This window comes from Bacillus sp. AR4-2, from assembly GCF_008274865.1.
Taxonomy (GTDB): Bacteria; Bacillota; Bacilli; order Bacillales; family Bacillaceae_G; genus Bacillus_A; species Bacillus_A cereus.
Window position 1 is genome coordinate 4,352,325 of the sequence record NZ_CP031062.1, and the last position, 24,690, is coordinate 4,377,014.

The window sequence follows — 24,690 nt, forward strand, 5'->3', positions numbered from 1 at the left end:
GTCCCCCCTTTTATCCCCGCTCTAAAGGACTGTATCTATACGTTACAAATCCTATAAGAGTCCGTTCCACGTGAAGTTCACTCTTAGTAGAATTACATTTCCTATCGTTAGAAAATCCACTCAATATGGCTTGCTAATTTTATATATATTAAGGGAGGGAGAAAAAAATGATACAAGCTACTATGAATTTTTATTGTATACTTTACTTATCAATAACAGGGGTTATCCGAATGTTTGAATATAAATTCGTAAAAGTCGAACCACATTGGGGGTTCACTCGCTCAAAACCAGCTGAAGACTACCAAGAAATTATTCAAGAACATGCTAGAAATGGCTGGAGGTTCGTACAGATTGTTGCCCCTACGATTGGCAGTTCTGGACAACCTGAATATTTCGACCTCATATTTGAAAAGAAAATATCACTATAATACAAAAGAGCAAGCTTCTCAGCTTGCTCTTTTACTTATGACGACGGTTTTTCCCACCAATCGGAATTGGTTTCGCTAAATATTTAATTCGTTCCATAATACGTGCTGCCTTCATTTCTTCAGCCTCGCCACGCTGCGTATACGTTAAATGGTGTTCCAGTTGTTTAAAATCAAAATTAGACGTAAAGAACGTCGGTAAGTTTTCTAACATACGGAATTGTAAGATTGCACCGAGTACATCGTCACGGACAAAGCTTGACATCGCTTCTGCCCCGATATCATCTAACATTAAAACTTGTACGCGTTTAACCGCATCAATCTTCTCACCAATCGAATTATCTTGAATTGAACTTTTAATTTCACGTAAAAATTCCGGGAAGTATACGAGCATCGAACTTATTTTCTTTCGAGCAAGCTCGTTCGCTATTGCTCCTAACAAATACGTTTTTCCTACACCAAATTTACCGTACAAATATAAACCTTGTGCTTTTTTACCTGGTTCATATGTACTTAAAAATTCATTCGCTGCACCAATCGCATCGATACGTGCATTTAAATCAGAAGGATCTAAGTTTTCCATAGTTGCCTGTAAAATATCCGTTGGCATATATACACTTTGAACAAGTTTTTCATATTTCTTTCTCTCGTCATACGCTACTTTTCTAACGCAGCGATCGTATTGAATATCAATCATCTTCCCTTGAATAACAAGCTTTGGCTCGTACCCTTGTAGCATATTTTTACATGAGCCTAAATCCGGACAATCCACGCAACCTACACTTTGTCCAATATATTCATATAACTTAACAAGACTGCGCTCAATCATAGAAGTCGTTACTTCACCCTTATGTTCGTCTATAAATTCTTTCACACGCGGATGCGCCATTACTTCTGCCTTTAATACTTCATATCTATTTTTAAAGTTTTCATTTTCCATTAATTTTGCAAATGAATTTTGAATATGCTCCATTTTCTCACCTCAAAGAGCGTTCATTCTCTTCTATTAATCACGCTTATATTTTTTTAACACTTCTTCTAGTCGTTTTCTTTCATCTTCTAGCGTACTTGCATCTTTTTCTACACTTACATCTTTCTTCTCTGTTTCTTTCTCTTGTTCTTTCGGCTCTTCTTCCTTAAGCCAATCTGGCACCATTTCTTTCCGCACCGTTTTCTTCGCCGTACGGCCTTTTTTCTTCGTCTCAGCCCACTCTTGATACTGACGGTTCTCTTCTTTCGCTAACGCCATCGCGTCCGCTACTGTACCGACCTTTTTACGTGCCCAATGCCCAGCAATCTTCTCGACATACGTTTTCGCAAGTTTCATATCTGAGCGTAGCATAACGTAATAAATAAGTACATTCACAACTCCTGGTGTCAATTTTTGATTAATCATGACATCTTCAACGATCTGCAAGTCCGCTTTCGTTGCCTCTGCACCACCAGAAATCTCTTTCAATAGTTGTTTTGGTGAGATTTCCTCTAGTTGCTTTATTAGCATCTCCTCTTGCGATGAAGGCTCTTTCTCTTTCATCGTACGTGCAGCATGAGGCTGTACTCTTTCACTTAATACCGGTAATGCTTGACCATTTTCAAATTGATACCAATCGCGCGCTCCTTTTCTAAGCCTCTCCATATCAATTGTTTGCATCTCTGTCACTGCACCAAGAACGATATTTTGCATCGATAACACATCTACACCATACACGTAAGCAAGTGTTATAACGCAGTCTCTCACTTGATCTGTAATCGCCTTTTTAGGAACAAGAGCGGACAATCCATCTATAAATAAAGAGAAATCAAAGAAATCATTCCAAACTTTCGGAGCGTCTCCCTTCTCGTTACTTGGCATAGTTGTCGTTTTTGGAATACGAAGGTCTTCTTGCGCATGCTCAAGCTGTCCTGGATTAAACGAACCAAACACATCATTGAAAGAACGCGTAACATTTTCATAAGAAGCAAAATCAAATTCTTCTTCTAAGAAATATTGCTTTACTTGATTATATTTTGTCCTGCTCAATCGATTGTATAAAAAGATACTTAAAACAATATCATCAAAAAACTGCTTCGGAGATAAAGGTGGTTGCAACTCATATATGAACATTCGAATATCTTTTTCTTTCTTAATATATACCTTCAAAAGCCCAATTGCCTCTAACTTTACTCGTTCCTCATATACTTCAGGAAGTTGCATTTGCATAGTCACCATAAGGGAATGATGCGTATTCTCTTTTCCAAATACACGATCTTGCTCAAGCTCTCCCCATAGTGTCATGTATAAGCTAAAAGCTCTACTACCTATTAACGGCTGATACAACATCGTTAACACTTTTCGGTCGTAATTGTGCAGTAGTCCTTTCGCACTTACTTTATAACGATCAATCGGCAATAGCTCCATCCATGACTGTTTTTCCATTCTTGCTTTTCCTTTCTCTCATCCAATCTATCCTCTACTTCATTCGTTCTATCTTCATTATATAAATTCTTAGTGAAAAAGAGCTATTAGCTTGCGCTTCTAGCTCTCTTATCCTATTACTTACGGTATGTAAAGAGAATAAAATACAACTTCTACTCTCTTTCTTTTTGCAGTATATCTTTTAATTCTTCAATAAATACATTTAAATCTTTAAATTGACGATATACAGAAGCAAAACGTACGTAAGCAACATCATCAATATCGCGAAGTTCTTCCATAACAATTTCACCAATCATATCACTTTTCACTTCTGATATACCTAAATTACGCAGTTCACGTTCCACGCTTTGTGTTACTTCTTCTAATTGTCTTAAAGATACTGGTCTTTTTTCACACGCTTTAATTAAACCGCGTAAAATCTTTTCTTTATTAAACTCTTCTCGTGTGCCTTCTTTTTTTACAACGATAAGAGGTGACTCTTCTACCCTTTCAAAGGTCGTAAAGCGACTTAAGCAGCTTTCACACTCTCTCCTTCTTCGAATAGAGCGCCCCTCGTCTACCGGACGCGAATCTAACACTCTTGTACCATTATGAGAACAGGATGGACAACGCAATTCATTCACTCCTTTACACTATACTCTTTATTTTTCTCTACTCACTTCACCTAAAATATATATACAATATTATATAACTCATTCTAACTCTCTTACCACTTTAAGTTCCAGCGCATCACTTTATCATCTCATCCTTAAAAATAAGATGGTATATAGGGCACTACCTCATTTGCAAGAGTCCAATTTATTCAACTAACGAGTACGTTATATTTTCCCTTTTTTATAAACTAAAAAAGAGGTGCATTATACACCTCTTTACATTTTAAATCAATTATGTTCTTTTTTAAAGAGCTTTTGTTTCTCTCTGCTTAATTTCGAAGCTACCAGTGCCTCGAGGAAGCTCGATGCTCTCACGCGTTTTCGCGTTTAAACCCTCTGCAATATATTCTGCAGCAACATTTGGATCAATACGATCCCCACAAGTATAAACATCAATACTTGCGTAACCGTGCTCCGGAAAGCTATGAATTGTTAAATGTGATTCTGAGATAATTACTACTCCACTTACACCTTGTGGTGCAAATTTATGGAAAGCAACCTCACGCACTTCAGCACCAGCTCTTAGTGCTGCATCCACAAATAATTGTTCAATATACGGCATGTCATTAAGCTTGTCGAAATCGCAATCCCAAAGTTCAGCGATCACGTGACGACCCATCGTATCCATAGTATCCATTCTACAGTTCCCCCTTGTAAATTTATTCTAACTGTTCGAATTGAAAACTAATTTGCAATTTGGCTTGCTCCACTACCACGGGGGAAAGTTAGTCCAGAGAGGTCCTAACCCTTTAAGTAGTGACTACGTACCTCAGCTCTTAAGTTTACGAGTGTTAGTATACTTTGTTTATTTTCATTTTGCAACAACAGTTTTTTCGATTTTCTGTCATATTTTCCTCTTTACTTTTCCCTAAAAAAAATAAACGATTCACAAATGCAGTAATCACAACGTTTCGTGGTATGTCCACTTTTTAAAATATACTTATATAATTTTTTTCCTTTTCAGAAAAAATTAAAAAAAGAGGGCAAATATTGCCTTGCCCTCTCCTCCCTTATTCACTTAAATGTGTTGCACATTTTCTTGTTTCGCTAACTCTTGAACAACTAACGTTACAAGATCTACAACACGACGAGAGTAGCCCCACTCGTTATCATACCAAGCAAGTACTTTCACTTTACGATCACCCATTACCATTGTAGATAAACCATCGATAATAGCTGAGTGTGTATTTGTATTAAAGTCGATAGATACTAAAGGCTCTTCGCTGAATTCTACAATACCTTTTAACGCACCGTTTGCAACAGTTTTGAATGCATCGTTAATAGCTTCAACTGTCACATCGCGTTTTACATCTACTACTAAATCAACAAGAGACACGTTTGGTGTTGGTACACGAAGTGCCATACCATGAAGTTTTCCGTTTAAATGTGGAAGAACTTTTGCTAGCGCTTTCGCAGCACCTGTCGTTGTCGGAATGATTGATTGTCCGCAAGCACGTGCTCTTCTTAAATCTTTATGTGGGTTATCAATATTTTTTTGGTCATTTGTATAAGCGTGAACTGTCGTCATTAAACCGTTTTCAATTCCAAACTGCTCATCTAACACCTTCACAACAGGCGCTAAACAATTTGTTGTACAAGATGCATTTGAAATAACAGTATGTTTTGTAATATCTAATTGGTCTTCGTTCACACCAACTACAATTGTTACATCTTCATTTTTACCAGGCGCTGTTAAAATAACTTTTTTCGCTCCAGCTTCAACGTGAAGAATTGCTTTTTCTTTTGAATTAAATTTACCAGTTGCTTCAATTACAACTTCAACACCTAAATCTGTCCAAGGCAATTCCTTTGGATCGCGGTTGTTTAAAAGGCGAATCATTTTTCCATCAACTAATAAGTGATCTTCAAATGCTTCTACTGTTCCGTCAAACTTGCCATGAACTGTATCATATTTAATTAAGTGTGCTAACGTTTCAGATGGATAGCTTGCATTGATTGCTACAATTTCGAATGCGCTTTCTTTTATTGCTTGACGAAATACCATTCTCCCAATACGTCCAAATCCATTAATTGCCACACGAGTCATAATATGTTATCCCCCTTGAATGCGTTATACTATTTATCTCCAATCCCAATAATAGTATAACACAAAAAGGGGATATGTCACTAAGCATTTTCATTAATTTCACAATTTTTTAGTCAATAATGTTCCACTTCTTTAAAATTACCTGCAATTGTGTTTTCGTTCCCATAATTGTGCCATCATTATTTATCACTTCATCTGCATTTTCCACTTTTTCTTCTAACGGCATTTGAGATTGAATACGAGCTGTTGCTTCTTCTTCTGAAAAGTTATTTCGTTTCATTAAACGTTCTAATTGCGTATGCGGCTTAACCGCTACAACTAAAATGCGGTCAACGAGACTTGTTAATTTGCTTTCAAATAAGAGAGGAATATCTAACACAACCGCTTGCATACCTTCTTTTATGTACATTTCCTTTTGCCTATTCATTTCCTCACGCACTGCAGGATGAACAATTTTATTTAACTGCAATCGTTTTTCTTCATTATAGAAAACGACACTTCCTAGTTTTGGACGATCTAATTCTCCATCTTCTTGTAACACTTCCGTTCCAAATACTTCTACTATTTTGTTATATGCTGGTTTTCCTCGCTCTACAACTTCTCTTGCGATAATATCTGCATCAATAACTGGTATGCTCAGTTCACGAAACATTTCTGATACCGTACTTTTTCCACTTGCAATGCCTCCCGTTAATCCAATTACTACTGTCATAATAATCCTCCTCATAATAAAAGGCGCGAAACTAACGTTCCACGCCCATACTTACATTTTCCAAATTCCAATAATGATGAGTAATACTCCAGGCAGGAATGTAAATTTTTGTAACCACTTCATATTTGATAAAACCGTTCCAAGTTTCATTCCAATAAATAAAAACAAAGAACTCATAACTGCAACTAATATCGCCATCATAGCGGGTGCATACCCTAATAAAGATGCACCAATTCCGGCACCAAATGAATCTACAGAAAGAGCTATACCAAGAAGTAATGCTTCTCCTGCAGAAATGGTGCCTGATTTATCAAAATCTGCAACAGTCGGTTTCCGTAAAATTTGAATCACTAGGCCTAGCGAGGCAATCTCTAATTTCCAGACCTTCTCCTCTTGCTTCGGTTCTTCTTTTTTCTCACTTCGAAAAAATTGATATAATACCCAAATCCCTATTCCAATAAGAACAAGCCCACCGATACGCGTTGCGATAACAGGTGAAAATACTTTCGCGATCATATGTCCAATTCCCATTGAAACAAGCATAACAGCCGCTGAACACATTCCGATAATTATAATTGATCTTAGTGGAATTCTTACGCTTCTTAAACCATATGTTAGCCCTACACTACAGCTATCTAAGCTTAATGTAAAAGCTAATAAAATAAGAGATAAATAAAGGTACATCGGTAAGCTCCTCCCTTATACATAGCTCTGCTGTATGTATATGACAAATGCCTATCCGATGTTATCTCTTTTCTATATTCTAGGCTGACAAATTGGGCAGTAATGCGTTCCTCGCCCGCCAACAACTGTTTTTTCTAATATCGTGCCACAAGTTACGCACGGCTCTCCCTTTTTCCCATATACATTTAGGAGTTCTTGGAACGAACCAATTTGCCCTTGTGAGTTGATATACGTCCGAATTGTACTTCCGCCACGCTTTACTGCTTCGCCTAGCGTTGTAACGGTAGCCTCATAAATTCGCTCAATTTCTTCTACTGTTAAAGACGAAGCTTCTCGTTCTGGATGAATTTGAGAACGGAATAAAACTTCATCTACATATATATTTCCAAGCCCTACTAAAAGACGCTGGTCCAGTAGCACAACTTTTATTTTACGATTTGTCTTTTGTAATCTTTCTTGTAAATACTGCGGTGTCATTTCAGCATCAAATGGCTCCGGACCTAAGTCAGCAAGAGGCATTTGGTTCATTTCTTCACCTTTCTTAAAGAGATGCATCGTACCAAACTTTCTCACATCTTTATAATGTAATTCCGTTCCATCTGTAAATAAGAAACGGACGTGCGTATGTTTATCAATCGGCTCATCCTCTTGATGCAGTAAAAACTTACCTTCCATACGCAAATGTGAAACAATGACATAATTCGTTACATATAAAAGCAAAAACTTTCCTCTTCGCTTTATATTTTCAATCTTCTCGCCTTTTAGCATTTCTTTAAAGATTTCTGCATCATCCGGTCGTTTCACTATTTTTGGATAAGTAACAATAACATCTTCAATCGTTTTTCCTGTTACAAGATTTTCAAGTGTCCGTCTGACGTTTTCAACCTCTGGTAATTCAGGCATTTCATCACTTCCTTATTTTGCGTCGTACCAAGTTGGACCGTAAGAATAATCAACTTTCAGCGGAACTGCAAGTTCAATCGCATGTTCCATTACTTCAGGTACAAGCTGCTCTAATTTTTCGATTTCTTCTTTTGGTGCTTCAAATATTAATTCATCGTGTACTTGCAGAAGAAGACGCGCTTGTAATCCTTCTTCTTCTAAACGATCTGCCATAATAATCATCGCTTTTTTAATAATATCTGCTGCAGTACCTTGAATTGGTGTATTCATCGCTGTACGCTCAGCGAAGCTACGCAAGTTAAAATTACGACTCGTAATTTCTGGAATATAACGGCGACGATTTAATAATGTAGCTACATATCCTTTTTGTTTCGCATCTTTTACGATGTCCTCCATGTATTCTTGTACACCAGGGAAACTTTCTAAATACTTTTCAATAAATTCCGCTGCTGCTTTTCTTGTAATTCCTAAGTTTTGTGAAAGACCATAATCACTAATACCATACACAATTCCGAAGTTAACAGCTTTCGCTTGTCGTCTCATATTTGAAGTTACTTCATCTTTTTCAACGCCAAATACATCCATAGCTGTTTTCGTATGAATATCCATGTCATGTTGGAACGCTTCAACTAGCCCTTTATCATTTGCAATATGAGCTAATACACGCAGTTCGATTTGTGAATAATCAGCCGCATACATAATCCATCCTTCTTCTGATGGAACAAATGCCTGACGAATCTTTCTTCCTTCTTCTAATCGAATCGGGATATTTTGCAAGTTCGGATCCGTTGAACTTAATCGACCTGTTTGCGTTAACACTTGATTAAAGCGAGTATGAATTTTAGATGAATCTTCATGTACAACTTTCAGTAAACCTTCAATGTAAGTTGAATTTAGCTTCCCTAATTGACGATAATGTAAAATATTTGGAATGATTTCATGGTGATTCATAAGCTTATCTAGTACATCAGCTGACGTAGAATAACCTGTTTTCGTCTTTTTAATAACCGGTAAGTTTAAGTTCTCAAACAGAATAACACCAAGCTGCTTCGGTGAATTAATATTAAATTCTGTTCCCGCAAGCTTATAAATTTCCTGTTCCATTTCCTTTAATCTACCCGCAAGTTCTTCTCCCATATTACGAAGACGCTCTGTATCAACTTTTACACCCTTTACTTCCATATCAGCTAATACACGTGCAAGCGGCAATTCTAATTCTGTAAACAGTTCATATTGCTCATTCTTCTTTAACTCCTCAACGAATGTTTGCTTTACATCATATAATACATGCACTTTACGAGCCACATGCTCCGCGACTACCTCTAACTCTGGAACCGCACGCTTCGCACCTTTTCCGTAAACTTCTTCATCTGATTTCACAGCATGCGTTTCTTTCATTTTCGCTACAGTACGGAAATCTTTATCTGTATCAGCCGGGTCAAGTAAATAAGCAGCGATTAATAGATCAAAGTCAATCCCTTGCATATCTATCCCATTCCATTTCAGTGCAACGATTGCACGCTTCGCATCAAATGTATGCTTTCTCATTTCTCCATCTGCAAGCCACTCTTTAAAAGCATCTGACTTAAGAGCAATGTCTGTCTGAATAAAGTAACATCCATTTTCATTTTGAATACCGAAACCTTGAATGTCTGCTTTATGATAGTTATCTTCTTGTACTTCAACGATAAGCGCACTATCTTGCTGAAGCATTTCTTCTGTAACTTCTTCCACAATATCAAATGTAATATCATCTAATTCAGCTGGAGCTGTTGCTTCTGGCGTAACGCCTAATTTATTTAAAAGAGATGTAAATCCTAAACTCTCGAACATTGGAATGACATCACTTGCTTCATATCCTTTATACACCATATCATCCACATGAACTGTAATCGGCGCATCTGTAATAATAGTTGCAAGATCCTTACTCATAAGAGCTTGTTCTTTATTTTCTTCCAGTTTTTCTTTTAATTTCTTCCCACTTACTTGATCTATATTTTCATACACCGCTTCAACCGTTCCAAACTGTGTTAACAATTTAATTGCCGTTTTTTCACCAACTCCTGGTACACCCGGTATATTATCTGACTGGTCTCCCATTAAACCTTTCATATCGATAATTTGCTTTGGTGATAAGCTGTATTTTTCAAATAAAGCTTCTTTCGTATATTCATCCACTTCTGTAATCCCTTTGCGCGGAATACATACAAGCGTGTTATCAGAAACAAGTTGAAGTAAATCTTTATCTCCTGAAATAACTTTTACACTTGCCCCTTGCTCACTCGCTTCTTTCGCTAACGTTCCCATGATGTCATCCGCTTCATAATTTTCTAATTCATAACGCGGTACATTGAACGCATCCAGCATCTCACGAATAAACGGGAACTGCTCTGATAATTCAGGTGGAGTCTTTTGACGTCCTCCTTTATACTCACTATACGTTTTATGACGGAACGTTGTTTTGCCTGCATCAAACGCCACTAACATATGAGTTGGCTTTTCTTCCTCTAATATTCTCATTAACATCATTGTAAAACCGTAAATTGCGTTCGTATGTATACCTTTGTCGTTATTTAAAAGCGGTAGTGCAAAGAAAGCACGATACGCGATATTATTACCATCTACTAATACGACCTTTTTTTCCAAAATTGAAACCTCCCCATACAAATTTGAAATGATTTTTTTCACAGAAAAAAACCGTTCCTTTCCTCTCTCTATATTAACATGACTAATAGAGAGAAGAAAAATAACGGCTATTTTCTTTCATATATAAAACAGACTTATATTGGCATAAAGGGAAGTGACGAGAACAGCTTAACTATTCTCGTCCAAAATTACTCCTTGGATGAAGGGGTTTTCATGTATTATATTAACAGAGCTTTATTAATATTTAATTAAGCCATTGTTAATATATTGTAAACATCCTTCATCCTATTTTTCAGTTGCTGATTTCGGTAAAACAACTGTAAACGTTGTCCCTTCTCCAACTTCACTATCTACTGTAATCGTACCTTGATGCGCCTCAACTAAATGCTTTACAATCGACAATCCAAGGCCGGTACCACCAGTATTTCTACTTCTTGCTTTATCCACCCGGTAGAAACGTTCAAAAATACGCGGAATTTCCTCTTTACTAATACCAATTCCAGTATCCGATACTTTTATATAAGCATTATATTTATCTTCCGCTAACTCTACTGAAACAACGCCTCCAGCCGGTGTATATACGATTGCGTTATTAATTAAATTAATAAAGATTTGTTTCAAACGACTTGGATCTCCAATAACAGAGGCACGTTTTAATACATTCACTTGTAAAGAGATTTCTTTTTCTCCTGCTTTATTATCAAGTACCATATGAATATCTTCAAGCAGCCCCTTCATATCAACGGTTCCCATATTTAATTTAAATCCTTGTTGTTCGATCTTCGACAAATCTAATAAATCTTCAATTAATCCTTGCATGCGCTCACTTTCTTTTAAAATAATGTGCAAGAAATGTTCGCAGAATTTTTTATTATCCATCGCTCCGTCTAAGAGTGTTTCTGAAAAACCTTTAATAGAAGTAATCGGTGTCTTTAATTCATGAGAAACATTCGCTAAAAAGTCTTTTCTCATTTGTTCTAATTTCTTTAACTCTGTTATGTCATGGAATACGAGAACAATCCCTTTCCATTCATGGTTTGTCCCGATAATCGGCGCTCCATATACTTCGAAATGCTTCCGTTCAATTCCAAGTGGCAATAACATTTGTTTACGCACTTTCACTTCTGTCATAAAGATTTCTTCTACAAGCTCAATAATTTCTGTATGATGAAACGATTCATAATATAAGCGATCTAAATATTCTTCATCTGTTACGTGGAAAGTTTCCTTATAAGAGCGGTTTACAAGGTTTATATATCCTCGGCTATCAATTAAAATCATTCCACTTCCCATATTTTCAATTAACGTGTGCAGACGATCTTGCTGCATTTCTTGTTCAAGTGTCATCTCTTGTAAATTTCGTGCTAAAATATTAATCGCTTTACTCAGCATTCCTGTTTCATCCGAATGACTTTCGTATGCACGTGCTTTATAATTACCCTTTGCCAATTCAATTGCAACTTTCGTAACCGATTCAATTGGCCTAATATATTGCCCTGTAATTTTCATACCTAAAAATACAACTACGAGACAAGCAATGACAAATCCGATAATTAATAATCCCCACGTTTTTTGATGTACGTCTCTTAAAGGATCAATTATACTTTTCACCAAAATGTATCCTTGTTTTCCTTCTACATCTTGAACGAACACCGCATGATAAAATTCATTCTTTCGATCCGTTTCTTTCGTAATTACTTTACTTCGTTGTTTTGCCACTTCCGAAGAAAGTTCTTTAATCGTCTCTGGACTAAATGCCAATTCTTGTCCTTTTCTATATTGAACTTTCTTTTTTTCATCCAAAAATACGATAGAAGCTGGTATTTTTTCTTCTAACTTTTCAAATACGTATGGGTTTTTTAAGACATTATCAAAACCTTGCTCTTCTGCTAACGTCGCAACATACTCTGTCTCTTTTACCATTCTCTCTTTAGCATGATCTATATAGTAGTTTTCAAACACAGTTTCTAGTAATAAACCTAGTCCAACTAAAATAAATACAATAAGAGAAACAAATGTAAAAAGAAGCCTGGAACGAAATTTATTCATTCCCTTTTGGCTCCTCTAATTTATATCCTAAACCACGTATCGTTTTAATGTACGTCGGTTTTTTCGTATTTTGTTCAATTTTATCGCGCAAATGGCTAATATGAACATCAACAATTCGTGTATCACCAGCAAAATCGTAATTCCATACAGCACTTAGTAATTGATCACGTGTCAACACGCGACTTTTATTTTTCGCAAGATACACAAGTAGTTCAAATTCTTTTGGTGTTAATTCAAGCTTTCTTCCTTGGAAATAAGCCTCATAAAACTCCGGTAAAATTTTAAGTTCTGCAATTGTGATGCTATCTTCATCTGGCGCTTCTGCAACTTGTTCTTCTTGTTGTAATTTCGTACGGCGCAAAATCGCCTTCACACGAGCAACAACTTCTCTTGGACTAAATGGCTTTGTCATATAATCATCTGCCCCAAGTTCAAGGCCTAGCACCTTATCAAACTCATCATCTTTTGCCGTTAACATTAAAATCGGCGTCATAACGCGCTGCAATCGTAATTCTTTACACACTTCCATACCATCCATTTTCGGAAGCATTAAATCTAATATAATTAAATCTGGGCGTTCTGTTGTCGCTTTTTGAAGCGCCATTTCTCCATCCATCGCTGTTATAACTTCAAACCCAGCTTGTTGTAAATTAAATTCGATTAAAGTTAAGATAAATTCCTCATCATCAACTACTAAAATACGATTGTTCATTCTTTTCCTCCAAGTTATAGACTTGAAACCTTCTTCATCCTAGTATTTTCCCCGTTATTCTCATCATACTAGAAAACAAGGTCCCTCTCAATATAATTGTCTATTCATGGAGATCGTTTGTGTAGAATTGAGAAAATAGAAGTAATTACGATTCATCTGCAACTACACAGGATTTTGCCAAACTTTATAGATTGCCCTCTCTTCTTTAAAGCTCACTTCCGTATGAACTATAAAATCTTGATTTTGTGCTAGGAAAAACGAAAGAGCATACGCTATTTTATAATCTGGTGTTTCATATCCATCAAATACTCTCCCGTACATTTCATTCGCAACCCCGTCTGCCCACACTTCAGCTTCTCTTACCGTTTCAAAGATCACGTCTTCTCTTTTCCACCTTACCTAAAAAACCACTCCTTTAATTGACTTCAATTACCGATAATTATATCATTAATCTTAATATATAAATTAATAATATACGGAGGTCTATTATGCGACTAATACTATCCATTCTATCTTTAGCAGTCACATGTATCCTTGCTTTTAACGCTCCGAGCTGGGATACGATTAAAACGGGGTGCTCAGAATTTGCTGAAGGGTTCAAAGAAGGGTTCTTCAACTAAAAATAGCGCTAGCATCCTTATTAAAGGTATGCTAGCGCTATTCATATTTTCATCTTTTTAAAAATTATCTAATGCTTTTTCCATAATAGAAACTGATTTAAAAGGTGGCGTTACTGTTAATGAACCTTTCACAACAGTTTCTCCTTTTTCATCATGAGCAGATACAAGCATATCAATTGTATGTTCCTCCTCAGAAACAGCCACAACTTCAAAGTGGATTTGTAACGTTTCATAATGGTGAACATGTTTCACGAATGTAAGGTCCTTTCTCGTAATATGACTTCCTGGACCCGGTAAATATTTCGTAACCGCCGTTGTAATCATTCCCGTTAGCATAATGCTTGGTACAATCGGCTTTTCATACGGAGTTTGGGATGCGTAATCATGCTGAATATATAATGGATTGGCATCATTCGTTAACCCTAAGTACAATAACAAATCTTTATCCTCAATTTTTTCAGTGATAGATAATTTCTCTCCTACTGTAATTTCATCCATTTTACGACCAATTTGAACTTTTTTCTTTAACATGTTACAACCCCCTCCGATTTTTTCACCTTATTATCCTACTAAAAGCGATACCTTATCCGAAATTTACTATGATGAGGGCAATGTATAGTATAAATCTACAGTTTCATTATAGGATATTACAAATGATAGCGTTTTCATATTATTTCAAAAAAACAATTCGGTAAATAGTAGAAAAAGATTCGGAATCCCGAATCTTTTTCACTACTATTCAATTATTAAACAAGAACTTTCATTACATTACGTACAGATTCTACAGAGCGATCTAACGCTTCTTTTTCATCTGCAAGAAGTTCTAATTCAATAATTTTTTCAATTCCGTTACCACCTAGAATTACTGGTACCCCTAAGTAAAGGTCACTATAACCATACTCACCTTCAAGGTACGCAATAGCTGGTAATATACGGCGTTGATCTTTTAAGATTGCTTCTGTCATTTCAACTAAAGAAGCTGCTGGTGCGTAATATGCACTACCGTTTCCTAATAAGCCTACAATCTCACCGCCACCTTTACGTGTACGTTCTACGATTGCTTCTAAACGCTCTTTCGGAATTAACGTTTCTAACGGAATACCGCCTGCATAAGAATAACGCACAAGAGGTACCATGTCGTCACCGTGTCCGCCAAGAACAAATCCTGTAATGTCTTTTACAGAAAGATTTAATTCTTGTGCGATGAATGTACGGAAACGAGCTGTATCTAATACACCCGATTGGCCGATTACACGCTCTTTCGGGAATCCTGCTTCTTTAAATACAGAATATGTCATTGCATCAACTGGATTTGTTAACACAACAATAATTGCATTTGGTGAATGTTTTGCAATGTCGCGCGTAATACTTTTCATAATTTTAGAGTTTGTTGCTACTAAGTCATCACGGCTCATACCAGGCTTACGTGCAATACCTGCTGTAATAACGACAACGTCAGAATCAGCAGTATCTGCGTAATCAGATGTTCCAATAATGTTAGCATCAAAACCTTGTACTGGGCTCGCTTCTAACATATCTAACGCTTTCCCTTTTGTTGGATTTTCCAGTTGTGGAATGTCCACTAATACAACATCTGCAAGTTCTTTTTGTGCTAATAAGAATGCCGTTGTTGCTCCTGTAAATCCTGCACCGATGACTGAAACCTTCTTGCGTTTGATTGTCATAATTTACCCCCCGCTTTAATTATGCGTTTTTGATTATCGCTACATCCATGTTTTTAATAAGTTCATTAGCGAACTCAGAACATTTCACTTCTGTTGCACCTTCCATTAAGCGTGCGAAATCATAAGTTACTACTTTTGAAGCAATTGTTTTCTCAACAGAAGCAGTTACTAATTTCGCAGCTTCGTTCCATCCTAAGTGTTCTAATAATAATACACCTGAAAGAAGAACAGAAGATGGATTTACTTTATCTAAACCTGCATATTTTGGAGCTGTACCGTGTGTAGCTTCAAAGATAGCATGTCCAGTCACATAGTTAATGTTTGCACCAGGTGCAATACCAATTCCACCTACTTGTGCAGCAAGTGCATCAGAGATATAGTCACCATTTAAGTTCATTGTTGCAACAACATCGAACTCACGTGGACGAGTTAAAATTTGTTGTAAGAAGATGTCTGCAATAGAATCTTTTACGATGATTTTTCCAGCCACTTCAGCGTCTGCCATCGCTTTATTCGCTGCATCTTTACCATCTTTTTCAACGATACGATCGTATTCAGCCCAAGTAAATACTTTGTCGCCAAATTCTTGTTCCGCTACTTCGTAACCCCAGTTTTTGAAAGCACCTTCTGTAAATTTCATAATGTTTCCTTTATGAACTAATGTAACAGAAGAGCGTTTTTCGTTAATTGCATATTGAATTGCAGCACGAACAAGACGCTTTGTCCCTTCTTCTGAAATTGGCTTAATACCAATACCAGATGTTTCTGGGAAGCGGATTTTATTAACACCCATTGCTTCTTTTAAGAAAGCAAGAACTTTTTCTGCTTCTGGAGATCCTTGCGCATATTCAATTCCAGCATAAATGTCTTCTGTATTTTCACGGAAAATAACCATATCAGTATCTTCCGGACGTTTTACAGGTGAAGGAACACCTTCAAAATAACGAACTGGACGTAGACATACATATAAATCTAATTCTTGACGAAGTGCTACGTTTAGAGAACGAATACCACCGCCAACTGGAGTTGTAAGTGGACCTTTAATCGCGATTAAATATTCACGAATTAAGTTTAAAGTTTCTTCTGGTAACCACTCGCCTGTTTGGTTGAATGCTTTTTCCCCTGCAAGCACTTCTTTCCAAACGATTTTCTTCTCACCATCATAAGCTTTTTCAACTGCTGCTTCTAGTACGCGAGATGCAGCTGCCCAAATATCAGGACCAATTCCATCTCCCTCGATAAATGGAATAATCGGATTGTTTGGTACATTCATAACACCATTAGTTACAGTAATTTTTTCACCTGTCGTCAATGTGATAACCCCCATGTTTGAAATTTCATATGTATGAAACTGAGGGAATAACCCCTCAGTTCAAACCGTTAGTCAAATTAAAATATTCTAATCATTACATCTTTCCGAAAAAATCAGACTTTTGAAAGCGTATTTTCACTATCAAAATAGTGTTATTCGCTTATCGTTGTGCAATTGGAACATACACTTGATGCGTTGGTCCATTATAATCAGCACGCGGACGAATTAAACGGTTGTTTTCATATTGTTCTAGAATATGAGCTAACCAGCCTGACATACGGCTAATTGCAAAAATAGGTGTAAATAAGTCATGGTCAATTCCTAAACAATGGTATACAGAAGCTGAATAGAAATCAACATTTGGTGGAAGACCTTTTTCTTTTGTTACAATGTCTTCAATTTTGATAGACATATTATACCATTTCTCTTCTCCTAAAAGCACGCATAATCTCTTAGACATTTCACGTAAGTGTTTTGCACGTGGATCACCCTGCTCATACACACGGTGGCCAAAGCCCATGATTTTCACTTTATTTTGAAGAGCATTATGAATATATGACTCTACATTTTCTTCTTCACCAATCTCAGTTAACATCTTCATTACATTTTCATTTGCCCCACCGTGAAGAGGACCTTTTAATGCACCGATTGCTGCTGTAATACCAGAATATACATCTGAAAGTGTAGCTACGCAAACACGTGCAGTAAATGTAGAAGCGTTTAACTCATGATCTGCATGAAGTACAAGCGCCTTATCAAAAGCTTCAATTTCAACTTCATTTGGCTCGCGATCATTTAACATGTACAAGAAGTTTGCAGCTAATGATAAATCCTTTCTTGGCTCAACAATATCTAAACCTTTACGGATTCTCGCGTAAGCAGCAACTAAAGTTCCTACTTGCGCCTGTAATTTAACCGCTTTCAAATAATTGGACTTTTCGTCCATAATTTCAGCGCTCTCATCGTATAATGATAGCATGGAAATTGCAGTTCGTAAAACAGACATCGGATGTGCAATTTTTAAATCTACTTGTTTCAAATATGTTAAAATCTCACCTGGAACTTTATAGTATTCTGATACAATTTCATTAAATTCTGCTAGTTCTTTTTCATTAGGAAGCTTGCGGTGCCATAATAAGTACACTACTTCTTCAAACGTAGCATTCTCAGCTAAATCATCAATATTATACCCAACATAAGTTAATGTATCATCAATAATAGAGCTCACAGATGATGTTGTTGCTACTACCCCTTCTAAACCTCGAATAACAGTCATGACATTCTCTCCTTTTCCTGAAAATTCTCCCAACCTTGCTCCTTATATCTATTTGCTCCCCTTATGAATTATGAACGCCCGTTCACTCTTTAGGCAAGCAAAATGCACGATCATGCAAATTTGTTGCGATGTTCCCCTCTTATTGTCCATTGTTTACATGGAAAGCATGAGCGTGAATGTCTCCCCGAATCCTCACGCTCAAAACAACAAGTTAGTGAGGAAAATACATTCCGAAGAGTTTTATGATAAAAACAACATAAAACAATATCATTATAAAATTGTTTTATGTTGTTTTTATTTTATCTGGTGTAAAGTCTCTGCTGTTATGTAACTTTTCAAAGTTTCTAATCCTATTATAAACAATTATCTGACTTTTGTGAACAGAAAGAATTCAAAAATTTTATATTACTATAAAATTCCTTATTTAAACATTTGCATAATACTCATAACCGCATAGGCAATTCCAGCCCCAATTAACGGACCAACAGCAACCCCATTAAATAGCGCAACCGCTATAATTGTCCCAAAAACAAGCGCAGTTGTAATGTGAGGATCCGTTGTCAACAATTGTACGCCGCCTTTCGCTAACAAAGCGACCGCTACACCTGAAGCTAAAGCAATCCACGCATAATAAGATTTTGCCGCTTCTCCAAGTTGTTTAAAACCTATTTCCCCCGTCGCAATCGGTACGAGAACCGCTATTGTAATGACCGTTACACCTAGGTTAATTCCTTTCGTTTGTAAATAAGGAAAGACCTTATCTCCTAAAAACGTAAACTTCAATAAAAATAACACACCAATAGCCACAGTAAGCGATTGGTTTTTAGCAATAAGTCCTATAATAAGTAGTATGAATAAAAATAACGTTGACTGACTAATCATGTTTGCACTTCCTTTCTGAAAATAATGAACTCATTTCCAAACAAAAATACCTTTAAACCTATCGTTATACATGCTATATCGATGCCTATTCAACATGAATCACTTCATTTTTTATGTATTTTAAAATGACAAACTGAGACTTTCACCATCAAAATTTAAGCGTGTATACATTTTAAAAAACGGGCGTCTCTTCTTTCTTTTCTAATTAGAAACAGGTAAAATAAAAAGAAGAGAAAATGAAGTTTTTACCATATAGTAGAAGCATCAACACCAAACTTTCACAGTCACTCACATACTGAAAAAGCAAGAAAAATCCATCATTCCACTATAACATAAAGTGAAACTTTAATCAGTGGGGCATTTTCCACTGATTATTAGTTGAACCAATCGGGCTTTTACGGGCAGTTTATCTCCATCTAACTCCTTTGATCCAGCCGCACTTCGGGTAGGAGATTTACTGCCCGTTAATGCGGGGTAAAGTGAAACTTTAATCAGTGGGGCACACTCGTTATAAGTTGAACGAATTAGGATAATCCAAATTGGAATGGGAGGTATACATCTTTGAACCGAAACTTACTATATATGATATTGCGACTCATATTTGTCATTGTAGCAACGGTAGCTGGGTTCTATGTATTACTATACATGTCAGGGCTTATCTATCCTTTTATTATCGCTTTTGCATTTGCTTATTTGATTAATCCTGTCGTCAATTTCCTTAATCAAAAACTACAATTTCCTCGCGCACTAGCAGTACTCGTTAGCTTAATTCTCGTATTTGGAGCTATCGTTGGACTTGTTACATATCTTGTGACTGAAGCAATATCTGCCACAACATACTTACTACAACTTGTTACAGTAAAGTTTCCAGATATCGTTACATTCGCTCAGCAATTTGCACTTAATCATATTATGCCTCTCTACGATGATTTAATCTCTAAATTTAATCATCTTGGAGAACCACAGCGCTATACAATTACACAAAACATTCAAAACTTAGGAACAGAGGCAACAACACAAATGAAAGAACTTTTAACCGCTATTATAAGCGGGTTAACGAATTTCATTAGTGCACTGCCAACAACTTTAACTGTCCTTGTATTCATTTTATTAGCCACTTTCTTCATTAGTTACGATTGGCACCGTCTTGCTCAGAAAGCAAGAAAATTGCTACCGAATCGTGTACATGGCTATGGAAAAACTATTTTTGTCGACTTAAGAAAAGCTTTGTTTGGTTTTGTGAAAGCACAACTTACACTCGTATCTATGACAACTGTCATTGTACTAATTGGGCTTTTAATATTACGCGTACCATACGCCATTACTATCGCGATTATTACAGGAGTTGTAGATTTACTACCATATTTAGGAACAGGCGCAGTCTTTGTTCCATGGGTTATATACGTATTTTTCACTGGCGATACCGCATTCGCCATTGGTCTTCTCATTTTATACATCGTCGTGATTGTCCAAAGACAAATTATGGAGCCGAAAGTACTTTCATCTAACATCGGTCTCGATCCATTAGCAACACTCGTCGCTCTATTTGTCGGCTTTAAACTTTTTGGGTTTTTAGGATTAATCATCGGTCCAGTCACCTTAGTACTACTCAATACATTACACAAAGCTAATGTCTTCCATGACTTGTGGAAATATATTAAAGGTTCACCTTCAAAATAACAGTTTCTAATTCATACACAACAAAAAACTTACATGTAATCAGTGGGAAATTCCTACTGATTATTCCTTGTACTTATTTTTCATGCTCATTACATAAAACAAGAGAATTGCACTCAAAAAAGATAATTCTCTTGTTTTTTTGCATGAAAAACGCATATTCCGTGGTGTTTTTACATATTTATTCTATTTATTTTATAATTATCATTTACATTTATTACTTTTTATGTAAATGAATAAATATACAAAATAGCATGAAATAAGACTTCAACTAACAATCTCCGCCTTTTTATATGAATTTTTTACACCAATCGTTCCTCTATATAAGAAAGCAAAACTTTAATTTAGCAGTGTTTCCCTCCATCTTATTCATCTAAATTAATAGCACTAAAAAATCACAAGTTTAATCGAAGTACACGCAAGAGTTCAAACGAAAATTATATAGCAAATATAATAAGCGAACGTTTTGTTCATCCCCACTCATCATTCGCCCCACATCAGACACTTACGAGCAGCCCAGCTTCGAGATAGAAATTCCACCCCACAAATAGCGCGGTAAAGCAAAGCTTCAATCAGAAAATCCCTCTCCTCTTACAAGACAAAAAATAGCACTTAGATTTCTACAATCTAAGTGCTATTTCTGAATAATAATAGTAGAATTCTTTCTAAATTTCCATTCCATCCACTTCATAACAAGCGGCTTCAATAAAGCTCTCGTAATAGGGATCACGCAGATAAACCCTAGCATATCTGTCACATACCCAGGAAGCACTAAGAGAATACCTCCTACAAATACAAAAATACCATCTAGTACCGCCTCACCTGGCATTTCCCCTCTATTCAACTTAGATTGAATCTCTCCAAGCACTTTAAACCCTTGTCTTTTCGCCAAATACACACCTACAACACCTGTAAATACAATCATAGCGAACGTAGACCATAAACCTATTACATGACTTGATCCAATTAAGACCGTAATCTCAATCGCCGGTATTAAAATAAACAAGAATAGTAACCACTTCATAGTTCTACACCTCTCTCACATCTCACTTTTAACGCCCTCACAATGCCTATATACATCATATGAAATATAGATACCCTTTCATATTAAAACCCATAACAAACAGCTTTTAAAAGCAATTCTAGGCGCTTTAAGCTAATTCTATCTCGTTTTTGTGTAAAAAAAAGAGAAGGACTCCGATCCTTCTCTCCGTATTACTTATAGCACTTCCGCATGTCCATTATAAACAATTCCGCGTGCTGCATCAACTGTTACTTCTTGGCCATTTTTTAAAGTTGCTGTTACGCCGTTTACACCAACGATAACAGGAATACCGATTGATACACCTACAACAGCTGCATGGCTTGTTAAGCCACCTTCTTCTACAACTAAAGCTGCAGCTTTTTCGATTGCAGGAATCATATCTTTATCAGTGCTTGTTGTAACAAGGATATCACCTTCGTTTACGTTCGCTACAGCTTCAGCAGCTGTTTTCGCTACAACTACTTTACCTTTTGCAGCTTTACGACCGATTCCTTGTCCTTTAGCAATTTCTTCACCAACAACGTGGATTTTCATTAAGTTTGTTGTACCAGTTTCAGCAACTGGAACACCAGCAGTAATCACTACAGTATCTCCAAGTCCGATTAGACCTGCATCCATACCTGTTTGAATTGCTGTATCTAACATTTCATCAGTTGAAGCTGCGCGCTTCTCAGCCATAAATGCTTGTACACCCCAAACAAGTGCAAGACGACGTCCTACTTGCTCGTCAGATGTTACAGCTACGATTGGAGATTTTGGACGGTATTTAGAGATCATTTTCGCAGTATATCCACTTTCTGTTGGAGCTACGATTGCAGCTACATCAAGAGCAAGTGCTGTATGTGCAACAGATTGGCTAATTGCATCTGTAATTGTTGGAGTGAACTCTTTAATACGTTTTTTGAACATATCTTCATATTGCAATGATTTTTCAACGCGTACCGCAATGTTAGCCATCATTGTTACTGCTTCTACTGGGTATTGTCCAGCAGCTGTTTCACCTGAAAGCATGATTGCATCTGTACCATCGAAGATTGCGTTAGCTACGTCACTTGCTTCCGCACGAGTTGGACGTGGGTTACGTTGCATAGAATCTAACATTTGTGTCGCAGTAATAACTGGTTTACCTAACACGTTACATTTTTTAATTAGACGTTTTTGTACTAACGGTACTTCTTCCGGTGGAATTTCTACACCCATGTCACCACGAGCTACCATTAAACCGTCAGAAACTTCTAAGATTGAATCGATATTGTCGATACCTTCTTGGTTTTCGATTTTTGGTACGATTTGGATGTATTGAGCGTTATGCTCTTCTAATAATTCACGGATTTCTAATACGTCAGACGCTTTACGTACGAATGAAGCTGCAATGAAATCAACTTTTTGCTCGATACCGAAGATGATATCTTTTACGTCTTTTTCAGTGATACCAGGAAGCTTAATGCTTACGTTTGGTACGTTAACACCTTTTTTATTTTTTACAGTTCCGCTGTTAAGAACTTTTGTACGGATGTTTCCATCAGCTTTTTCGATTACTTCTAGTTCGATAAGACCGTCATCGATTAGAATACGAGAACCTGGGTCTACATCGTCATAAAGACCAGCATAAGATACAGAGAACTTCTCTGCAGTACCTAATACTTGCTCAGTAGAAAGAACTACTTCTGCACCTGTTACAAGCTCAGCTTGTCCGTCTACGAAGTCGTGAGTACGGATTTCTGGACCTTTTGTATCAAGTAAGATACCAACTGTTTTACCAGTTTTCTTTGAAGCTTCACGAATGTTTTTAATACGAGCTCCGTGCTCTTCATGGCTACCATGAGAGAAGTTTAAACGAGCAACGTTCATACCTGCTTCAATTAATTGCTCTAATTTTTCAATACTTTCACTAGCAGGACCTATTGTACATACAATTTTAGTTTTACGCATATTGCACCTCCGAAAATTATGAAACCGTTCCCAAATATCCGACATTACGCCGATTAGATGGATAATTCTTTAGATAATTGATACATATCTTTATCGATTGTATGCTTTTGAGCTAACGCTTCGATAATATCATGATCAACAAGTTTGTTATCTTGAATACCTACACAACGTCCACCTCTACCAGCAATTAATAATTCAACTGCTCTTGCGCCAAGACGACTTGCTAATACACGGTCTTGTGCACTTGGTGATCCGCCACGTTGTACGTGACCTAATACAGTTACACGAGTATCAAAGTTTGTTGCTTCTTCAATGTGCTTACCGATGTCAATTGCACTTCCAACACCTTCAGCTACAACGATAATACTGTGTTTTTTACCACGTTCACTACCGCGCTTCAGACGAGCGATAACATCATCCATGTCATACTCTTCTTCTGGAATTAAGATTGTTTCTGCACCATCAGCTAAACCAGCCCATAATGCGATATCACCAGCGTGACGTCCCATTACTTCGATAACATATGTACGTTCATGAGATGTAGCTGTGTCACGGATTTTATCAATTGCATCAATAACAGTGTTTAAAGCTGTATCGAAACCAATTGTGAAGTCTGTTCCAGGGATATCATTGTCGATTGTACCTGGTACACCAACACATGGGAATCCTTGTTCAGTTAATTTTTTAGCGCCTTGGTAAGAACCATCTCCACCAATAACAACAAGTCCTTCGATACCATGTTTCTTTAATTGCTCGATACCTTTTAGTCGTACTTCTGGGTCTTTAAACTCAGGACATCTTGCTGTATATAATTTCGTACCACCGCGGTGGATAATATCGCCAACAGAACCAAGTTCTAATTTTTCAATGTGACCAGAAATTAATCCAGCGTATCCATGGTAAATACCATATACTTCAATATCATGGAAAATCGCTTTACGAACAACTGCACGAATGGCAGCATTCATACCAGGTGAATCTCCACCACTTGTTAATACACCAATACGTTTCATT

General features: G+C 36.7%; 23 protein-coding genes. 3 read left to right on the forward strand and 20 right to left on the reverse strand.

Going from position 1 to position 24,690, the window contains the following annotated elements; translation table 11 throughout:
* Window positions 1-230 precede the first annotated feature (230 nt).
* The gene (locus DN399_RS22465) at window positions 231-428 is read left to right on the forward strand and encodes a DUF4177 domain-containing protein (RefSeq protein ID WP_002024924.1); all 198 of its coding nucleotides are present in this window, start codon (window positions 231-233) and stop codon (window positions 426-428) included.
* A gap of 31 nt (window positions 429-459) precedes the next feature.
* Here DN399_RS22465 and dnaI read toward each other — a convergent pair whose 3' ends face one another.
* The 12 genes from dnaI to DN399_RS22525 form a co-directional block, all read right to left on the reverse strand.
* Entirely contained in the window at window positions 460-1,398 is a 939-nt protein-coding gene (gene dnaI / locus DN399_RS22470) for a primosomal protein DnaI (protein ID WP_000400106.1), read from the reverse strand.
* 33 nt (window positions 1,399-1,431) lie between these two features.
* Window positions 1,432-2,841, reverse strand: coding sequence for a replication initiation and membrane attachment family protein (locus DN399_RS22475; RefSeq protein ID WP_000415048.1), 1,410 nt, complete (start codon window positions 2,839-2,841; stop codon window positions 1,432-1,434).
* Between the two features lie 152 nt (window positions 2,842-2,993).
* Window positions 2,994-3,455, reverse strand: a complete 462-nt coding sequence (gene nrdR, locus DN399_RS22480) for a transcriptional regulator NrdR (protein ID WP_001203687.1) — start codon at window positions 3,453-3,455, stop codon at window positions 2,994-2,996.
* Window positions 3,456-3,738: 283 nt separating this feature from the next.
* Window positions 3,739-4,122, reverse strand: a complete 384-nt coding sequence (speD, locus tag DN399_RS22485) for an adenosylmethionine decarboxylase (protein WP_002003660.1) — start codon at window positions 4,120-4,122, stop codon at window positions 3,739-3,741.
* A gap of 390 nt (window positions 4,123-4,512) precedes the next feature.
* The gene (locus tag DN399_RS22490) at window positions 4,513-5,541 is read right to left on the reverse strand and encodes a glyceraldehyde-3-phosphate dehydrogenase (RefSeq protein ID WP_000198975.1); all 1,029 of its coding nucleotides are present in this window, start codon (window positions 5,539-5,541) and stop codon (window positions 4,513-4,515) included.
* Between the two features lie 109 nt (window positions 5,542-5,650).
* Entirely contained in the window at window positions 5,651-6,253 is a 603-nt protein-coding gene (coaE, locus tag DN399_RS22495; protein WP_016123436.1) for a dephospho-CoA kinase, read from the reverse strand.
* Between the two features lie 51 nt (window positions 6,254-6,304).
* Complete coding sequence (gene ytaF, locus DN399_RS22500; protein ID WP_000281744.1) at window positions 6,305-6,937, reverse strand: sporulation membrane protein YtaF; 633 nt, start codon at window positions 6,935-6,937, stop codon at window positions 6,305-6,307.
* A gap of 72 nt (window positions 6,938-7,009) precedes the next feature.
* On the reverse strand, window positions 7,010-7,840 hold the full coding sequence (gene mutM, locus DN399_RS22505; protein WP_001114478.1) for a DNA-formamidopyrimidine glycosylase: 831 nt from the start codon (window positions 7,838-7,840) through the stop codon (window positions 7,010-7,012).
* Window positions 7,841-7,852: 12 nt separating this feature from the next.
* The gene (gene polA / locus DN399_RS22510; RefSeq protein ID WP_049107021.1) at window positions 7,853-10,486 is read right to left on the reverse strand and encodes a DNA polymerase I; all 2,634 of its coding nucleotides are present in this window, start codon (window positions 10,484-10,486) and stop codon (window positions 7,853-7,855) included.
* 285 nt (window positions 10,487-10,771) lie between these two features.
* Entirely contained in the window at window positions 10,772-12,535 is a 1,764-nt protein-coding gene (phoR, locus tag DN399_RS22515) for a sensory box histidine kinase PhoR (RefSeq protein WP_001032106.1), read from the reverse strand.
* Window positions 12,528-13,247, reverse strand: a complete 720-nt coding sequence (gene phoP / locus DN399_RS22520; protein ID WP_001065220.1) for a two-component system response regulator PhoP — start codon at window positions 13,245-13,247, stop codon at window positions 12,528-12,530. Before phoP ends, phoR begins: the two co-directional genes overlap by 8 nt.
* Window positions 13,248-13,409: 162 nt before the next feature.
* Complete coding sequence (locus tag DN399_RS22525; protein ID WP_002041874.1) at window positions 13,410-13,625, reverse strand: hypothetical protein; 216 nt, start codon at window positions 13,623-13,625, stop codon at window positions 13,410-13,412.
* 110 nt (window positions 13,626-13,735) lie between these two features.
* On the opposite strand from DN399_RS22525, the gene DN399_RS28475 reads away from it, so the two are divergent.
* Window positions 13,736-13,867 carry a hypothetical protein gene (locus tag DN399_RS28475; RefSeq protein ID WP_001237022.1) on the forward strand — a complete coding sequence of 44 codons (132 nt, stop codon included), beginning with the start codon at window positions 13,736-13,738 and terminating at the stop codon, window positions 13,865-13,867.
* 57 nt (window positions 13,868-13,924) lie between these two features.
* On the opposite strand, the gene DN399_RS22530 is transcribed toward DN399_RS28475, so the two are convergent.
* The 5 genes from DN399_RS22530 to DN399_RS22555 all read right to left on the reverse strand — a co-directional run bounded on the left by DN399_RS22530 (window position 13,925) and on the right by DN399_RS22555 (window position 19,022).
* The gene (locus tag DN399_RS22530; RefSeq protein ID WP_000914180.1) at window positions 13,925-14,398 is read right to left on the reverse strand and encodes a MaoC family dehydratase; all 474 of its coding nucleotides are present in this window, start codon (window positions 14,396-14,398) and stop codon (window positions 13,925-13,927) included.
* Window positions 14,399-14,613: 215 nt separating this feature from the next.
* A complete protein-coding gene (mdh, locus tag DN399_RS22535; protein ID WP_000153230.1) occupies window positions 14,614-15,552 on the reverse strand; it encodes a malate dehydrogenase in 939 nt (312 codons plus the stop codon).
* Window positions 15,553-15,571: 19 nt separating this feature from the next.
* Window positions 15,572-16,864: an NADP-dependent isocitrate dehydrogenase gene (icd, locus tag DN399_RS22540; RefSeq protein WP_000206898.1), complete on the reverse strand. Its 1,293-nt coding sequence runs from the start codon at window positions 16,862-16,864 to the stop codon at window positions 15,572-15,574.
* Between the two features lie 160 nt (window positions 16,865-17,024).
* On the reverse strand, window positions 17,025-18,173 hold the full coding sequence (gene citZ, locus DN399_RS22545; protein ID WP_000503652.1) for a citrate synthase: 1,149 nt from the start codon (window positions 18,171-18,173) through the stop codon (window positions 17,025-17,027).
* A gap of 387 nt (window positions 18,174-18,560) precedes the next feature.
* Window positions 18,561-19,022: a DUF441 domain-containing protein gene (locus DN399_RS22555; RefSeq protein ID WP_086389537.1), complete on the reverse strand. Its 462-nt coding sequence runs from the start codon at window positions 19,020-19,022 to the stop codon at window positions 18,561-18,563.
* A 561-nt stretch (window positions 19,023-19,583) separates the two neighbouring features.
* Between DN399_RS22555 and ytvI the strand changes: the two genes are divergently transcribed.
* Complete coding sequence (ytvI, locus tag DN399_RS22560; RefSeq protein WP_001081388.1) at window positions 19,584-20,702, forward strand: sporulation integral membrane protein YtvI; 1,119 nt, start codon at window positions 19,584-19,586, stop codon at window positions 20,700-20,702.
* A 631-nt stretch (window positions 20,703-21,333) separates the two neighbouring features.
* Here ytvI and DN399_RS22565 read toward each other — a convergent pair.
* The 3 genes from DN399_RS22565 to pfkA form a co-directional block, all read right to left on the reverse strand.
* Entirely contained in the window at window positions 21,334-21,723 is a 390-nt protein-coding gene (locus tag DN399_RS22565; protein ID WP_000871628.1) for an FxsA family protein, read from the reverse strand.
* 195 nt (window positions 21,724-21,918) lie between these two features.
* Window positions 21,919-23,676, reverse strand: a complete 1,758-nt coding sequence (gene pyk / locus DN399_RS22570; protein ID WP_001232673.1) for a pyruvate kinase — start codon at window positions 23,674-23,676, stop codon at window positions 21,919-21,921.
* A gap of 53 nt (window positions 23,677-23,729) precedes the next feature.
* The gene (pfkA, locus tag DN399_RS22575; protein ID WP_000821158.1) at window positions 23,730-24,689 is read right to left on the reverse strand and encodes a 6-phosphofructokinase; all 960 of its coding nucleotides are present in this window, start codon (window positions 24,687-24,689) and stop codon (window positions 23,730-23,732) included.
* Window position 24,690 lies beyond the last annotated feature (1 nt).

Bases quoted from the DNA above. Each gene is read 5' to 3' on its own strand.
- phoR (WP_001032106.1), bottom strand. From the start codon at position 12,535: ATGAATAAATTTCGTTCCAGGCTTCTTTTTACATTTGTTTCTCTTATT.
- pyk (WP_001232673.1), bottom strand. From the start codon at position 23,676: ATGCGTAAAACTAAAATTGTATGTACAATAGGTCCTGCTAGTGAAAGT.
- DN399_RS28475 (WP_001237022.1), top strand. From the start codon at position 13,736: ATGCGACTAATACTATCCATTCTATCTTTAGCAGTCACATGTATCCTT.
- pfkA (WP_000821158.1), bottom strand. From the start codon at position 24,689: ATGAAACGTATTGGTGTATTAACAAGTGGTGGAGATTCACCTGGTATG.
- DN399_RS22490 (WP_000198975.1), bottom strand. From the start codon at position 5,541: ATGACTCGTGTGGCAATTAATGGATTTGGACGTATTGGGAGAATGGTA.
- coaE (WP_016123436.1), bottom strand. From the start codon at position 6,253: ATGACAGTAGTAATTGGATTAACGGGAGGCATTGCAAGTGGAAAAAGT.
- DN399_RS22555 (WP_086389537.1), bottom strand. From the start codon at position 19,022: ATGATTAGTCAGTCAACGTTATTTTTATTCATACTACTTATTATAGGA.
- phoP (WP_001065220.1), bottom strand. From the start codon at position 13,247: ATGAACAATCGTATTTTAGTAGTTGATGATGAGGAATTTATCTTAACT.
- DN399_RS22475 (WP_000415048.1), bottom strand. From the start codon at position 2,841: ATGGAAAAACAGTCATGGATGGAGCTATTGCCGATTGATCGTTATAAA.
- DN399_RS22530 (WP_000914180.1), bottom strand. From the start codon at position 14,398: ATGTTAAAGAAAAAAGTTCAAATTGGTCGTAAAATGGATGAAATTACA.
- mdh (WP_000153230.1), bottom strand. From the start codon at position 15,552: ATGACAATCAAACGCAAGAAGGTTTCAGTCATCGGTGCAGGATTTACA.
- mutM (WP_001114478.1), bottom strand. From the start codon at position 7,840: ATGCCTGAATTACCAGAGGTTGAAAACGTCAGACGGACACTTGAAAAT.
- ytaF (WP_000281744.1), bottom strand. From the start codon at position 6,937: ATGTACCTTTATTTATCTCTTATTTTATTAGCTTTTACATTAAGCTTA.
- speD (WP_002003660.1), bottom strand. From the start codon at position 4,122: ATGGATACGATGGGTCGTCACGTGATCGCTGAACTTTGGGATTGCGAT.
- DN399_RS22565 (WP_000871628.1), bottom strand. From the start codon at position 21,723: ATGAAGTGGTTACTATTCTTGTTTATTTTAATACCGGCGATTGAGATT.
- dnaI (WP_000400106.1), bottom strand. From the start codon at position 1,398: ATGGAGCATATTCAAAATTCATTTGCAAAATTAATGGAAAATGAAAAC.
- DN399_RS22465 (WP_002024924.1), top strand. From the start codon at position 231: ATGTTTGAATATAAATTCGTAAAAGTCGAACCACATTGGGGGTTCACT.